Raw genomic sequence first — 13,676 nt, forward strand, 5'->3', positions numbered from 1 at the left:
GTTAATTTTTGTTAAAATTTAGCTATGGGCAACGATTACAATTTCTTGTAATTTATTTTACAGAATTGTCTTTTGATTTGCAAATGCTCATTTTTCGATTTTTCGATTAATTTTGTTTATTATATACAAAAATATATGTAGAAAAGCGAAAAATATGATGAGAAACGTTAATAATTATCGAAATAATAAGCGATATGACAATAAAAAACAATAAACTGAATTTATGGAATATTTTTAACAAGTAGTAGTTTGCTCTTTTCTGATAGAGCGTTTTCAAGTACAATATAAATGACTGAATCATCTAACTATTTAGGGGTATAGAGGGGGGAGAAGAGATATGAAACGTAATCCGCTGATTCCGTTCGCTCTTATTGCAGCATTGGGTATTATCGTTATGTTTGTATTTTCATTTCAGGGGCTAAATAAATCTAAAGAGTTAGCTGATGCAAAAAATGGCGGGAAGCCAGCACAAACGGCATCAAAACCAGAAGATATTGTGAAGCAAAGCTGTACGAGCTGCCATGGTGATCAGTTACAAGGGGCAGTTGGACCTAACTTACAAAAAATTGGTGGGAAACTTTCAAAGGATGAAATTAAAGAAATTCTTTCGAAAGGAAAAGGCAATATGCCTGCCAATATAGTTCCAGCTGATCAAGCCGCTAAAGTAGCTGATTGGTTATCGAAGAAAAAATAAAGTTCCGTATGACAAGCCTTTTGCTTATGCAAAGGGCTTGTTTTTCTATATTTTCTAAAATACGATGAATGATAGAGCGGTGAATTGTTGTTATGGGCTTGCAACAACTACTGTAAATTCATTATCATGGAGACAGACTGACAAGAGAAGGAGTAATGGAAATACATGAATGAAGTAAAGCTTTCAAAACGATTAGAAGAAGTTGTACGTGAAATACCAGTAGGATCTACAGTTGCTGATATTGGATCGGATCATGCGTATTTACCGTGTTATACAATTATAAATAATATTGCTACAAAAGCAGTTGCAGGAGAGGTTGTAGATGGACCATTTCGCTCTGCGCAAGCAACTGTAGCTGAAAGTGGTTTACAAGATAAAGTAGATGTGCGTAAAGGGAATGGATTAGCTGTTATAGCGCCAGGCGAAGTAGATGTAATTACGGTTGCCGGAATGGGCGGAGCGTTAATTCGTGACATTTTAGAAAGTGGTAAAGAAAAATTAGAAGGTGTAACACGTTTAATTTTACAGCCGAATATTGCAGCGCATCATATTCGTGAATGGTTTATTGAGAATGGTTGGGAGCTTATCCATGAAAAAATCGTAAAAGAAGATGGGAAAATTTACGAAATTTTAGTAGGGGAGCGCGGAAATGTTGTAGCGCCTTACTCTGAAAATAAACAAGCTGAATTGTTTATGGGACCATTTTTAATAAAAGAAAAAAGTGAGGCTTTCGTTGAAAAATGGGAAGGAGAATTAAAAAACTTCCAAAATATTTTAAAACAGTTGGAACGTGCGGCTGATTCTGAAGAAACAAAAGCGAAGCGTGGGGAAGTAGAAGCGAAAATGAAAATGATAGGGGAGGTTTTATCATGAGTAAAATTCCAAACGGCCATGAAATTATTTCTTTATTTGAAAGTATGTATCCGAAGCATTTGGCGATGGAAGGAGATAAGATTGGCCTGCAGATTGGAGCGCTTAATAAACCCGTGCAGCACGTATTGATTGCGTTAGATGTAACGGAAGAAGTTGTGGATGAAGCAATTCAATTAGGGGCAAATGTCATTATTGCTCATCATCCTTTAATTTTTAACCCGTTAAAAGCGATTCATACAGATAAGGCGTATGGGAAAATTATTGAAAAGTGTATTAAAAATGATATTGCAATCTATGCAGCGCATACAAATGTGGATGTTGCTAAGGGCGGGGTAAATGATTTACTTGCTGAGGCGTTAGGATTGCAAAATACAGAAGTTCTAGCACCGACATATGCAGAAGAAATGAAAAAAGTTGTTGTGTTTGTGCCAGTCACTCATGCAGAAGAAGTAAGGAAAGCATTAGGAGACGCAGGTGCTGGTCATATCGGCAATTATAGCCACTGTACGTTTAGTAGCGAGGGTACAGGCACATTTATACCTCAAGAGGGGACAAATCCTTATATCGGGGAAACTGGACAGTTAGAACGTGTAGAAGAAGTGCGAATCGAAACGATTATTCCAGCTTCCTTACAGCGGAAAGTGATTAAAGCAATGGTAACGGCGCACCCTTATGAAGAAGTAGCGTATGATGTGTATCCGCTTGATAATAAAGGTGAAACGTTAGGCCTGGGGAAAATAGGATACTTACAAGAAGAAATGACGCTTGGCCAATTTGCAGAACATGTGAAACAATCATTAGACGTGAAGGGCGCAAGAGTTGTCGGTAAGTTAGATGATAAAGTGCGTAAAGTAGCTGTACTTGGTGGAGATGGTAATAAATATATAAACCAAGCGAAATTTAAAGGAGCAGATGTATATGTAACTGGTGACATGTACTATCATGTTGCTCATGATGCGATGATGCTCGGTTTAAATATAGTTGACCCGGGACATAATGTTGAAAAAGTAATGAAACAAGGTGTGCAAAAGCAATTACAAGAAAAAGTGGATGCAAAGAAACTCAATGTACACATTCATGCTTCGCAGTTACATACAGATCCATTTATATTTGTATAAGAAAAATAAAAACCGTTGCTCATGTAAGCAACGGTTTTTATTATTGTTCTTTTTTCACTTTCACGCGAGGTAATATTTTTTGTAACGGTACTTTTCGAACTCTTTCCCATGTAGCGGGATTCATTGGGTCATATTGCTCTAAGAAAGCGATAACTTCTTTCGTAATTGGCGTTGGAGTAGAAGCACCTGCTGTAACAGCTACGTTTTCTACACCTTGTAGCCACTCTAATTGAATTTCGCTTACATCAGCAACTCGATATGCTTTTGTACTCGCGATTTCTTGTGATACTTGTGCTAAGCGATTTGAATTGTTACTTTTCGGATCACCAACAACAATTGTTAAGTCTGCAACATCAGCTTGTTTAGCGACAGCTTCTTGGCGAACTTGAGTAGCTAAACAAATTTCTTTATGGAATTCTGCTGTTGGGAATTTTTTTTGAATGTCCTCCATTAAATGTTGAACATCCCATTGACTCATCGTTGTTTGATTTGTTACTAAAATTTTATCTGTTGGGATTTCTAATGTTTTTAAATCATCGGCTCTTTCGATAAGGTGAACGATGTCAGGTGCAATACCAACTGCGCCTTCTGGCTCTGGATGATTTTTTTTACCGATATAAATGACATGATACCCTTCCGCTTTCTTAGCTTCGATAAGGTCATGCGTCTTGGTAACATCTGGGCAAGTGGCATCGATTGTTGTTAAACCTTTTTCTTTTGCGCGTTGTTTAACTTCTGGAGAAACACCGTGTGCTGTGAAAATAACAGTACCAGAATCAATTTTATCTAAAATTTCTAAGCGACTTGGACCGTCTAATGTGATGATTCCATCTTCTTCAAAAGCGTCTGTAACATGTTTATTGTGAACAATCATACCTAAAATATAAATGGGTCTCGGCAATGATTTATCTAATGCAGCATTACGTGCAATTACCATTGCATCGACAACACCGTAGCAATAACCACGAGGGGAAATTTTAACAATTTTCATATGAGTAATCCTCTCCTTCTAAACAAGGGATACTTTTGTGCATAGTCTTTTACATTATAAAGGAGGAGTGGATAGAAAACAAAGGATTGTTACACATATAGTTTTGGTTTTGTTGCTGTTTGTTGAACTGGTTCTTTCGGTAACTCTTTTTCTATTACAGGTTCAATCACTATTTTCTTTCGTTTTCGTTTCTTTTTTTGAGGTGCAGGAGGCGGACTTTCTACCTCAACTGGCTCTGTTACATTTTCCGTTTGATTTTCTTCCGTACTTTTTCCAGAGGTGAGGATTTTAACAATGCTTGGTAGACTACGCATAATAGGACCATACTGTTCGACGACAGGACCTACAGATTGAACGACTTGAGATACTTTTTCGATGTTGTTTATCATATTAGTGGGATTCGAAATTAAGTTCGAAAAGAAACTGCCGATGCCACTGCTTGCTGTTGCCGCAGCTGTAGTTGCGCCGCCGCGCGTTTCATTTGATTCATACATTTGAGGCGGTATCATTTGCTCAGGGTGTTGCTGCATGTATGGTTGATATTGTGGATGTTGCTGCTGATATTGTTGGTGGTATTGCTGCTGATATTGCTGTTGATATTGTGGCGGTGGTGGTTGCTGATGCATCATCGGTTGCCCTTCCATTTGTCGGTAAGGTGGAACCATTTGCATAAAAGGCTCGGTTGGATCGTGTTTTTTAAAAAGCTTAGCAAGAAAACCTTTCTTTTTTTGTGCCATTGGTGGTAGTTGTGGAATTGGATATGGTGTATAAGGTTGTTGCCCTGGATTCGGATACATTTGCCTTGTAGGGGATTTCGGAAACATGTGAGAAATCCTCCTTTCTTCAGTTAGGTATATACACATACAATATGCAATAAAAGGGAAGAAGGTTAGTTTTTGAAGTGAAAACCTAAACTAAAGATGGATTTTACTTGTAGATTTCGATATAATGTAGACTTGACTGATTTGTGCGCGCAGTAGAAATTTTAGAAAGAAGGTGTAACTTATGACACAACAAACTTTTACACAGTATGATTTTAAACCATTTTTAATAGATGCAGTTCGTGAACTACGCTTTACAGAGCCGACAGGAATTCAGCAGAAAATTTTCCCGGTCGTGAAAAAAGGTGTAAGTGTAATTGGACAATCCCAAACAGGTTCTGGGAAAACACATGCATACTTACTTCCTACATTAAACAGAATTAATGCAAGTCGTGAAGAAGTACAACTTGTTATTACAGCGCCTACTCGTGAGTTAGCACAACAAATTTACGAAGAAATCGTGAAATTAACAAAGTTTTGTGCGGAAGACCAAATGATTACAGCACGTTGTTTAATTGGTGGAACTGATAAACAACGCTCAATTGAAAAGTTGAAAAAACAACCTCATATCGTAGTTGGAACACCAGGACGTATTAAAGATTTAGTAGAAGAGCAAGCATTATTTGTTCATAAAGCAAATACGATTATTGTCGATGAAGCAGACTTAATGCTTGATATGGGATTCATTCATGATGTAGATAAAATTGCAGCACGCATGCCTAAAAACTTGCAAATGTTAGTTTTCTCTGCAACAATTCCTCAAAAACTAAAACCGTTTCTGAAGAAGTATATGGAGAATCCAGAGCATATTCATATCAATCCAAAACAAGTTGCAGCTGGAAACATTGAACACTATTTAGTGCCTTCTAAACATCGTAATAAAATTGATTTAGTGCATAAAATGCTACTTCAATTTAAACCGTATTTAGCAGTTGTTTTCACGAATACGAAAAAGATGGCAGACCAAGTTGCTGATGGATTAATGGAACGCGGCTTAAAAGTTGGACGAATTCACGGGGATTTATCACCACGTGATCGTAAAAAAATGATGAAACAAATTCGTGACCTTGAATTCCAATATATTGTTGCGACTGATTTAGCAGCACGTGGTATTGATATTGAAGGGATTAGCCATGTTATTAACTATGAGCTACCATCAGATTTAGATTTCTTCGTTCACCGCGTTGGAAGAACAGCACGTGCGGGGCATTCTGGTATTGCAGTGACGATATATGATCCAGCAAACGAAGAAGCGTTAGATAGTTTAGAAAAACAACGTCATATTGAGTTCAAGCATGTAGATTTACGCGGAGATGAGTGGGCCGATTTAGGTGAGCGTCGTCGTCGTAAGAGCCGTAAAAAACCAAATGACGAACTTGATGTTATGGCAACGAAAGTTATTAAAAAACCGAAAAAAGTAAAACCAAACTATAAACGTAAACTTGCAACAGAACGTGACAAAGTGAAGAAAAAATATGGCAATAAAAAAAGATAAGGGGTTTCCCTTATCTTTTTTTTATCCCGCTATTTGTGGGAGGTGTAATCAATATGGATAGAAAAGTATTGATTAAAGTTTCACTTAATCCAGCTAATTTAAATGAAAAGTATAGTCTGTATAAATAGTCATATAAATTTGTGTAGTGCATCTTTTGTGAACAAACAATTCACTACATATTTCTACAAATTATGCTATCATTATATCTATTGTATATTGAAGAGGTGATTGTATGTTAAAGATTGGATCTCATGTTTCCATGAGTGGTAAGAAAATGTTATTAGCAGCAAGTGAAGAGGCTGTTTCATACGGTGCAACAACGTTTATGATTTATACAGGTGCACCGCAAAATACACGAAGAAAACCAATTGAAGAATTGAACATAGAAGCAGGAAGAAAACATATGGAGCTGAACGGAATTGAGGAAATTATCGTCCATGCGCCGTATATTATTAATGTTGGGAATACGACGAAGCCAGAAACATTCCAATTAGGCGTAGACTTTCTTCGCATGGAAATTGAAAGAACATCGGCATTAGGTGTAGCGAAACAAATTGTTCTTCACCCAGGAGCGCACGTTGGTGCTGGAGCGGATGCTGGTATTCAACAAATTATTAAAGGGCTTAATGAAGTATTAACGCCAGAACAGACGGTTAACATTGCGTTAGAGACGATGGCAGGAAAGGGAACAGAATGCGGTCGTAGCTTTGAAGAAATTGCAAAAATTATTGATGGTGTAAAATATAATGAAAAGCTATCTGTATGCTTTGATACATGTCATACGCACGATGCAGGATATGATATTGTAAATGACTTTGACGGCGTATTAAACGAATTTGATAAGATCGTTGGTATAGATCGTTTACAAGTACTTCATATTAATGATAGTAAAAATATACGCGGAGCAGGAAAAGACCGTCATGAAAACATTGGATTTGGTCACATTGGGTATAAAGCATTGCATCACATTGTACATCATCCACAGTTAATGCATGTACCAAAAATTCTTGAAACACCGTATGTAGGGGAAGATAAAAAAGATAAGAAGCCGCCATACAAATTGGAAATCGAAATGCTGAAAAACGGCACTTTTGATGAAGGGCTTCTTGAAAAAATTAAAGCGCAATAAGGAGGGGGAAATCCCCTCCTTATTTTAGTAGTTGCTGAAATAATGTATTTACTTGTTGGGCAGTGGCAGGGGAAGTTACTTTTGCGATTTGTTTTAAGAGCTCTAGTCGCTCGTTGTTATCGTAAATATTAATATTTTTACCCTTCATAAGTAAAACGATTTGATCAGCTTGTGTGGCTGTAATGGGAACTTCATATTCTTTGCTATATTTTAATAACTCTTTTGTAGAAATATGATTTAATTTTTTATTAACAATTTGTTTAATGAGGTTCATCTTATTATCCTCCTTCACGCGTTCTTCTATCGAAATATATGAGCATATAGCTTGTACATATTCGTATGGAGTTTCTTTTTTCATGAGGAAAAGAAGCGTATGTTATAATATAAGGACAAAACTACAGAAAAAGAGTAAAGGGAGGACTTATGGAGCAAAAGCAACATCGAAAAGAAAGTGTTATTCATCTCATTTATCGTTTAGTTATGATTATTTTTGGAGCAGCATGCGCGGCGGTAGCAATTGAACTATTTTTAATGCCAAATAAAATTATTGATGGTGGAATTATTGGTATTTCTCTTATATTAGATTATCTTACTCCTAACATTTGGTGGTTAAGTTTTTCTACTTTAGTCGTTGTTCTCAATATCCCATTTATGTATTCCGGTTATAAGCAAATTGGAAAAACATTTATGTTATCTTCGACATTTGGTATTGTAGCATTAGCTTTCATTGAGTCAACGTTACATGCGGTACCACCATTTACAACAGAACCTATTTTAGCGACAGTGTTTGGTGGTCTTATTTTAGGTCTTGGTGTAGGACTTGTAATTCGTCATGGTGGATCGCTAGATGGAACTGAAATTATGGGGATTTTATTAACGAAGAAATTACCGTTCTCTGTTGGTGAATTCGTAATGTTTGTGAACTTATTTATTTTTGCATGGGCAGCATTTGTGTTTGGTGTGGAACAAGCGATGTATTCTGTTATGACGTACTATATCGCATTTAAAACGATTGATACAGTGATTCAAGGGCTAGATGAAACGAAGGCGGTTTTAATTGTATCTGATCAATATGAGGAAGTATCAAACGCGATTTTGCATCGTCTTGGCCGTGGAACTACAAAGCTTGTAGCGAAAGGTGGTTACACGGATAAAGAAAAAGAAGTTATTTATGCAGTTGTAACGCGTCTAGAAGTGACGAAGTTAAAATCAATTGTGCATGAAATTGATGAAAATGCGTTTGTTACGATTATGAGCACGCAAGAGACAAATGGTGGTAAGTTTAAATCGGCTATTCACTAAAAAGTTTATAGGAATATTTTTCGAAAGCAGAGAATTTTTCTCTGCTTTTTGTTATAATAGTAAGGTTTCTTGAAAAAATAGATATATTTTAGGCAGATTGGTTTACAACTATAATAAGCTGTACTATAATTCAAATAGATATAAATCGGAATCATTCTGAATTAAAATAGGTGAGATGCTATGAATAATATATTAGAAATTGAAGGTTTAACATTCCGATACGAAGATCGGAATGTGTTAGAAAATATTAATTTGCAAGTTCCGAAGGGAGCTTTTTTAGGTTTAGTGGGACCGAATGGTTCAGGTAAATCAACTTTACTTAAGTGTTTATTAGGTGTTTTAAAGCCAAAAGAAGGAAGCATTCGCGTGTTTGGCGTTGATAGTAAGAAGTTTAAGGAATGGAACAAAGTTGGTTATGTATCCCAAAAGGCAAATAGTTTCAATTCTGGTTTTCCAGCAACTGTTTCTGAAGTTGTGTCAATGGGACTTGTTTCGAAAAAAGGGCTTTTTCGCTTTTTCACAAAAGAGGATAAGAAAAAGGTAGAAAAAGCAATTGCTGATGTAGGGATGAGTGAGTTTCAAGGTCGTAACATTGGAGAGCTTTCTGGTGGACAGCAACAGCGTGTATTTATTGCTCGTGCGCTCGTTAGTGATCCTGAATTGCTTATTTTGGACGAGCCTACTGTTGGAATCGATGTAAAAAATGTGGAAAGTTTTTACGAAATATTAGAGGATTTAAACAAAAGGCTCGGGATCACATTAATTCTTGTTACTCATGATATGGGAGCTGTTACTGAAAAAGTAACACATGTTGCATGCCTAAACCAACATCTACATTTCCATGGGAATGTAGAGAAGTTCCGAGAGTTAGAAGATGCAGAAATGTCCGTCTTATATGGACATCATGTTCATCGTTTAGAACACGAACATGAGCATCACGGGAGGATATAATGATACAAGATTTTTTACAATATGACTTTTTACGTAATTCTTTATACGCAGGTATTTTAATTGGACTTGTTGCACCGTTAATTGGTGTGTTTGTTGTTATTCGTCGTTTATCTCTTATTGCGGATGCATTAAGTCACGTGACGTTATCGGGTATTGCAGCAAGTTTATTACTTGAAAAAACCATTTTTACAGGTGGGTTTTTAAACCCCTTATATATGGGGATGATTTTCTCGATTGGTGGAGCGCTACTAATCGAAAAGTTACGAACTGTATATAAGCACTATCAAGAATTAGCAATTCCAATTATCCTTTCGGCAGGGATGGGGGTTGGAGTTATTTTCATTTCACTTGCAAATGGATTTAACACAGACTTATTTAGTTATTTATTTGGTAGTGTCAGTGCTGTAACAAGTACAGATTTAATTATTATTGGGATTGTAGCAATTGTTGTTGTTGCGACAATTATTTTATTATATAAAGAGCTGTTTCTATTATCATTTGATGAGGAATACGCAGTATCAACTGGTTTAAGAGCGAAATGGATTCACTTTATTTTCATTATATTAGTTGCTCTTGTCATTGCAGTATCAATGCGTGTAGTGGGGGTTCTTCTTGTATCATCATTAATGACGTTACCAGTTGCAGCAAGTATTCGTATTGCTAAAGGATTTAAACAAACAATTTTCTTTTCCATTTTATTTGGTGAAATTGCAGTAATTGGTGGAATGTTTGCTTCGTATCAACTTGATCTAGCGCCAGGTGGTACAATTGTTATGATAGCAGTTCTTATTTTAATCGGTGCGATTTTATGGAAGAAGAAAAAAACTGCATAAAGTAGGGATAGGTATGAATCTAACAGAAGCTTTACGCCTAATGAAAGAAAAAGGATACAAACATACTGGAAAAAGAGAAGAGATGCTCAGATTATTTGCAGCACATAATCGTTATTTAACTGCGAAAGACGTTTTAGAGCATATGAAGGACGATTATCCAGGGCTTAGTTTTGATACGATTTATCGTAACTTAACAGTTTTTGCTGAGATTGGTGTTTTAGAACAAACGGAATTAAATGGTGAAAAACATTTTCGTTTTACTTGTTCTATTATGGAACATCATCATCATTTTATTTGTTTGGATTGTGGGGGAACGAAAGAGATTACTTCCTGTCCAATGGATTTTATGAATAAAGATTTTACCGGTTATGAAGTAACGGGGCATAAGTTTGAAATATATGGTCGTTGTCCAAAATGTGCAAAGTAAAAGCTCGTCGGTTATATAACTGACGAGCTTTTTTACGTAGAAAAGAAGGTTGCTCACAAATGTTGTGGCAACCTTCTTTTTATTGTTCTTGTGTCTCTTTTTCTTTTTCTCGTTCAGCAGCCATTTCAGCAGCAATTACGTCGATTTCTTTTTTCAGTTCTTCTACCATTGTTTCTTCTGGTACTTTACGAACGACTTGCCCTTTACGGAATAATAATCCCTCTCCACGTGCACCGGCAATACCGATATCAGCTTCACGAGCTTCACCAGGGCCATTTACAGCGCAACCAAGTACTGCAACTTTAATTGGTACTTGAAGTGTAGAGATGTATTCTTCCACTTCGTTAGCGATGCTAATTAAATCAATTTCAATACGACCACAAGTTGGACAAGAGATAAGTGTTGCTGCGTTAGACGCAAGACCGAATGATTTTAATAGTTCACGAGCAACTTTTACTTCTTCAACTGGATCAGCACTTAATGAAATACGTAGTGTATTTCCGATGCCTTTATTTAAGATTGCTCCAAGACCAGCAGCACTTTTTACAGTTCCGGCAAACAATGTTCCAGATTCTGTAATACCTAAATGTAATGGATAATCAAAAGCACGAGCAGCTTTCTCGTATGCTTCAATTGCTAAGTTAACATCAGAGGCTTTCATAGATACGATAATATCGTGGAAATCTAGGTCCTCTAAAATTTTAATATGATGTAGCGCGCTCTCAACCATACCATCTGCAGTTGGGTACCCGTACTTTTCTAAAATATGACGCTCTAATGAACCAGCGTTTACACCAATACGGATTGGAATACCGCGCTCTTTTGCTGCATTTACAACAGCTTCTACTTTATGGCGACGACCAATGTTACCTGGATTGATACGTACTTTATCAATGCCGCCTTCAATTGCTTTTAAAGCAAGGCGATAATCAAAATGAATATCAGCAACAAGTGGAATGTTGATTTGTTTTTTTATATCAGCAATAGCATCTGCTGCGCGTTCATCTGGAACGGCAACGCGGACGACTTGACAGCCGGCTTCTTCTAAACGCTTAATTTCAGCAACTGTTGCTTCAACATCATGTGTTTTTGTTGTTGTCATACTTTGTATAATTAATTCATTATTACCGCCGATTGTTAAATTACCGACTTTAACTGGACGTGTTTTTGTACGATGAGTCATTTCATTCACGAATAGATCGCTCTCCTTATAAAAGAAGTTTCTTATTTAGTCCCTCATATCAATGATAGTATACGTGATATAGGGCTATAGAAACCGAAGTACTCGGTTTCACTTTTACTATTGTATCAGCGCCTTTATGTAATTGACAAGGATTAAGTGATAGCTTATTGATATAAGGGGAATTTATAAGACTTTCCAATTTGTATTTTTGTAGCAGATGTACTTTTGTTTAATTGTTTAAAGTCGTCAATGACTTTTTCTATGGAAGGAATTTTTTTCTTGTTAATTTGTTCTGTAATAGAAAGAACTGTCTCACCAGTTTTTACTTCAATTGTTTTATAAGATACATCCGTTTCTTTTTCTGTTTTGTTCTCTTTATTTTGTTGACTGTCTGTGTTTTCTTTTTTAATCGTTTGAGCAGCAGTTGTTTTTTTATATGAACTTAACATCGGTAAAGTACCGATTTTTATATCGTAATAAAATATATAACCGAGAACAAGCACGAATAGGAATATACCTAATCTCTTCATATTCTTCACTCCTTTGCTAGGAATATATGCTTGTCCAAAAAAAAAATGCCTATTTAGGCATTTTTTTTCGTTCTTATTTTTCTTTCGGTTTTGGAACTTCTTTAATCGTTAAGTACAGAACAATTAAAACAACTGCGATATAGATGAATGTTGATCCAGGTACGACAATCTTACATGCATCCATAATCATAAAGAAGATTGTTGGGATTGTGTAGCTGTATGCAGTTAGTGTCCAAACTTGTTTATAGGATAGTTTACGTTGACCGCTCATAGCAGAACCGATGAACGCAAGTAAAGTCACACCTACAAAAGTGATGAATAATTGGAATAGGTACACTAAGAATCCAATAACAAATAATAAAATTGGATAAATATTATCGAATAAAGAAATAAATTCTTGTAGATCTTTTTTCTCAAGAGATGCACCTAACAAATCGTTATAAGAATACGTTTGTATTTGACCATTTCCCATAGAGACTACTTTATCTTTTAAAACAAATAAACCTGTTTTATTTTGATATTTTTCTAGGTCTGTTGAATTTGGATCAAATACGAAAAGTGCATTTCCTTCTTCTTTTTCAATAGGTTGATCAATATCGGCTTTTAGTTCGCCATTTTCAATTTTAAAATCAGGTAAATCTTTATCGATGACTTGATTTACCATGCTTACACCATCTTGGATAAAACTACCGTACAAAAAAGTTCTTGGAATAGTAGTAATTAAGCAAAGTAGCATAATATACAAAATGGTTTTACCGATTTTTTGAAAACGGAATAGCGCCATATCTTTAGGCGAGTATATGCTTTTTACGAATTGAGTAAATATGGACATAGATTCACTTCCTTTATGTATGTATAAAATCATTGTAACGTAGTAATCTAGAGAATCTCAAGATATATTATATTTACATATAGTGGAGATAACTAAATTTCTTTTATTAACTTTCTTCTTTTAAATAAGAAAAATACAATTGACACTTTTCTTTTCTATATGGTAAATTTATCTTACATTTCTTAAAGAGCATATCCGATAGGAATTCCTTTATTTGATATGTTGTTACATACATAATTGTGGACCCTTAGCTCAGCTGGTTAGAGCAGACGGCTCATAACCGTCCGGTCGTAGGTTCGAGTCCTACAGGGTCCATATCCATTTCACATGTTTATTATGTTAGCAGGAAGCTTCCTTGTAGAAGGAAGCTTTTTTTACGGAATATATGAGCATTTTAATTGAAAAGAAGTGGGAATTTTGCTACTTTAATGATAGCAAGACAATGTGATTTATTTGTTTGCACCCTATGGCAATTAGGGTAGAATGAAGTTGTATGT

Annotated in this window: 15 protein-coding genes and 1 tRNA gene; 10 read left to right on the top strand and 6 right to left on the bottom strand. The window is 35.8% G+C overall.

All coding sequences use genetic code 11. The features are described from left to right. The first annotated feature begins 337 nt into the window (after positions 1–337). The 3 genes from cccA (at position 338) to AB6801_RS08975 (ending at position 2,685) form a co-directional block, all read left to right on the top strand. Positions 338–694, top strand: coding sequence for a cytochrome c550 (gene cccA, locus AB6801_RS08965; protein WP_000828141.1), 357 nt, complete (start codon positions 338–340; stop codon positions 692–694). Positions 695–859: 165 nt separating this feature from the next. Continuing rightward, entirely contained in the window at positions 860–1,567 is a 708-nt protein-coding gene (locus AB6801_RS08970) for a tRNA (adenine(22)-N(1))-methyltransferase (RefSeq protein WP_001006544.1), read from the top strand. Then, a complete protein-coding gene (locus tag AB6801_RS08975) occupies positions 1,564–2,685 on the top strand; it encodes a Nif3-like dinuclear metal center hexameric protein (protein ID WP_098340810.1) in 1,122 nt (373 codons plus the stop codon). Before AB6801_RS08970 ends, AB6801_RS08975 begins: the two co-directional genes overlap by 4 nt. 40 nt (positions 2,686–2,725) lie before the next feature. Here the strand turns inward: AB6801_RS08975 and AB6801_RS08980 are convergent, their stop codons facing one another. Then, a complete protein-coding gene (locus AB6801_RS08980) occupies positions 2,726–3,676 on the bottom strand; it encodes a 4-hydroxy-3-methylbut-2-enyl diphosphate reductase (RefSeq protein ID WP_370941063.1) in 951 nt (316 codons plus the stop codon). Positions 3,677–3,765: 89 nt separating this feature from the next. After that, positions 3,766–4,500 carry a VrrA/YqfQ family protein gene (gene vrrA, locus AB6801_RS08985; RefSeq protein ID WP_000484170.1) on the bottom strand — a complete coding sequence of 245 codons (735 nt, stop codon included), beginning with the start codon at positions 4,498–4,500 and terminating at the stop codon, positions 3,766–3,768. A gap of 181 nt (positions 4,501–4,681) precedes the next feature. Between vrrA and AB6801_RS08990 the strand changes: the two genes are divergently transcribed. Together AB6801_RS08990 and AB6801_RS08995 are read left to right on the top strand one after the other, a co-directional pair. Beyond that, complete coding sequence (locus AB6801_RS08990; protein WP_000194015.1) at positions 4,682–5,992, top strand: DEAD/DEAH box helicase; 1,311 nt, start codon at positions 4,682–4,684, stop codon at positions 5,990–5,992. A 232-nt stretch (positions 5,993–6,224) separates the two neighbouring features. Next, the gene (locus tag AB6801_RS08995; RefSeq protein WP_000912456.1) at positions 6,225–7,121 is read left to right on the top strand and encodes a deoxyribonuclease IV; all 897 of its coding nucleotides are present in this window, start codon (positions 6,225–6,227) and stop codon (positions 7,119–7,121) included. 19 nt (positions 7,122–7,140) lie between these two features. On the opposite strand, the gene AB6801_RS09000 is transcribed toward AB6801_RS08995, so the two are convergent. Beyond that, on the bottom strand, positions 7,141–7,395 hold the full coding sequence (locus AB6801_RS09000; protein WP_097999089.1) for a DUF2624 domain-containing protein: 255 nt from the start codon (positions 7,393–7,395) through the stop codon (positions 7,141–7,143). 149 nt (positions 7,396–7,544) lie between these two features. Here AB6801_RS09000 and AB6801_RS09005 point away from each other — a divergent pair, with 149 nt between their 5' ends. The 4 genes from AB6801_RS09005 (at position 7,545) to AB6801_RS09020 (ending at position 10,634) form a co-directional block, all read left to right on the top strand. Then, the gene (locus AB6801_RS09005; RefSeq protein WP_000435963.1) at positions 7,545–8,423 is read left to right on the top strand and encodes a YitT family protein; all 879 of its coding nucleotides are present in this window, start codon (positions 7,545–7,547) and stop codon (positions 8,421–8,423) included. A gap of 180 nt (positions 8,424–8,603) precedes the next feature. Next, positions 8,604–9,374 (top strand): metal ABC transporter ATP-binding protein, encoded by a 771-nt coding sequence (locus tag AB6801_RS09010; protein ID WP_001059662.1) that lies wholly within the window; start codon positions 8,604–8,606, stop codon positions 9,372–9,374. Next, positions 9,374–10,207, top strand: coding sequence for a metal ABC transporter permease (locus tag AB6801_RS09015; RefSeq protein WP_000613815.1), 834 nt, complete (start codon positions 9,374–9,376; stop codon positions 10,205–10,207). The genes AB6801_RS09010 and AB6801_RS09015 overlap by 1 nt, the downstream gene beginning before the upstream one ends. A gap of 13 nt (positions 10,208–10,220) precedes the next feature. Beyond that, the gene (locus AB6801_RS09020) at positions 10,221–10,634 is read left to right on the top strand and encodes a Fur family transcriptional regulator (protein WP_001054516.1); all 414 of its coding nucleotides are present in this window, start codon (positions 10,221–10,223) and stop codon (positions 10,632–10,634) included. Positions 10,635–10,713: 79 nt separating this feature from the next. Here AB6801_RS09020 and ispG read toward each other — a convergent pair whose 3' ends face one another. The 3 genes from ispG to yqgB form a co-directional block, all read right to left on the bottom strand. After that, the gene (ispG, locus tag AB6801_RS09025) at positions 10,714–11,817 is read right to left on the bottom strand and encodes a flavodoxin-dependent (E)-4-hydroxy-3-methylbut-2-enyl-diphosphate synthase (protein ID WP_153577907.1); all 1,104 of its coding nucleotides are present in this window, start codon (positions 11,815–11,817) and stop codon (positions 10,714–10,716) included. A 164-nt stretch (positions 11,818–11,981) separates the two neighbouring features. Beyond that, the gene (gene yqfZ / locus AB6801_RS09030; RefSeq protein ID WP_000825416.1) at positions 11,982–12,347 is read right to left on the bottom strand and encodes a protein YqfZ; all 366 of its coding nucleotides are present in this window, start codon (positions 12,345–12,347) and stop codon (positions 11,982–11,984) included. A 73-nt stretch (positions 12,348–12,420) separates the two neighbouring features. Beyond that, positions 12,421–13,179, bottom strand: coding sequence for a protein YqgB (gene yqgB / locus AB6801_RS09035; protein ID WP_000021899.1), 759 nt, complete (start codon positions 13,177–13,179; stop codon positions 12,421–12,423). Positions 13,180–13,420: 241 nt separating this feature from the next. Between yqgB and AB6801_RS09040 the strand changes: the two genes are divergently transcribed. Then, a tRNA-Ile gene (locus tag AB6801_RS09040) sits at positions 13,421–13,494 on the top strand. Positions 13,495–13,676: the final 182 nt, after the last annotated feature.

The sequence above is a fragment of the Bacillus sp. RCC_6_1 genome (assembly GCF_041360755.1).
Lineage (GTDB): Bacteria > Bacillota > Bacilli > Bacillales > Bacillaceae_G > Bacillus_A > Bacillus_A cereus.

Bases quoted from the DNA above. Each gene is read 5' to 3' on its own strand.
- cccA (WP_000828141.1), top strand. From the start codon at position 338: ATGAAACGTAATCCGCTGATTCCGTTCGCTCTTATTGCAGCATTGGGT.
- AB6801_RS08970 (WP_001006544.1), top strand. From the start codon at position 860: ATGAATGAAGTAAAGCTTTCAAAACGATTAGAAGAAGTTGTACGTGAA.
- AB6801_RS08975 (WP_098340810.1), top strand. From the start codon at position 1,564: ATGAGTAAAATTCCAAACGGCCATGAAATTATTTCTTTATTTGAAAGT.
- AB6801_RS08980 (WP_370941063.1), bottom strand. From the start codon at position 3,676: ATGAAAATTGTTAAAATTTCCCCTCGTGGTTATTGCTACGGTGTTGTC.
- vrrA (WP_000484170.1), bottom strand. From the start codon at position 4,500: ATGTTTCCGAAATCCCCTACAAGGCAAATGTATCCGAATCCAGGGCAA.
- AB6801_RS08990 (WP_000194015.1), top strand. From the start codon at position 4,682: ATGACACAACAAACTTTTACACAGTATGATTTTAAACCATTTTTAATA.
- AB6801_RS08995 (WP_000912456.1), top strand. From the start codon at position 6,225: ATGTTAAAGATTGGATCTCATGTTTCCATGAGTGGTAAGAAAATGTTA.
- AB6801_RS09000 (WP_097999089.1), bottom strand. From the start codon at position 7,395: ATGAACCTCATTAAACAAATTGTTAATAAAAAATTAAATCATATTTCT.
- AB6801_RS09005 (WP_000435963.1), top strand. From the start codon at position 7,545: ATGGAGCAAAAGCAACATCGAAAAGAAAGTGTTATTCATCTCATTTAT.
- AB6801_RS09010 (WP_001059662.1), top strand. From the start codon at position 8,604: ATGAATAATATATTAGAAATTGAAGGTTTAACATTCCGATACGAAGAT.
- AB6801_RS09015 (WP_000613815.1), top strand. From the start codon at position 9,374: ATGATACAAGATTTTTTACAATATGACTTTTTACGTAATTCTTTATAC.
- AB6801_RS09020 (WP_001054516.1), top strand. From the start codon at position 10,221: ATGAATCTAACAGAAGCTTTACGCCTAATGAAAGAAAAAGGATACAAA.
- ispG (WP_153577907.1), bottom strand. From the start codon at position 11,817: ATGACTCATCGTACAAAAACACGTCCAGTTAAAGTCGGTAATTTAACA.
- yqfZ (WP_000825416.1), bottom strand. From the start codon at position 12,347: ATGAAGAGATTAGGTATATTCCTATTCGTGCTTGTTCTCGGTTATATA.
- yqgB (WP_000021899.1), bottom strand. From the start codon at position 13,179: ATGTCCATATTTACTCAATTCGTAAAAAGCATATACTCGCCTAAAGAT.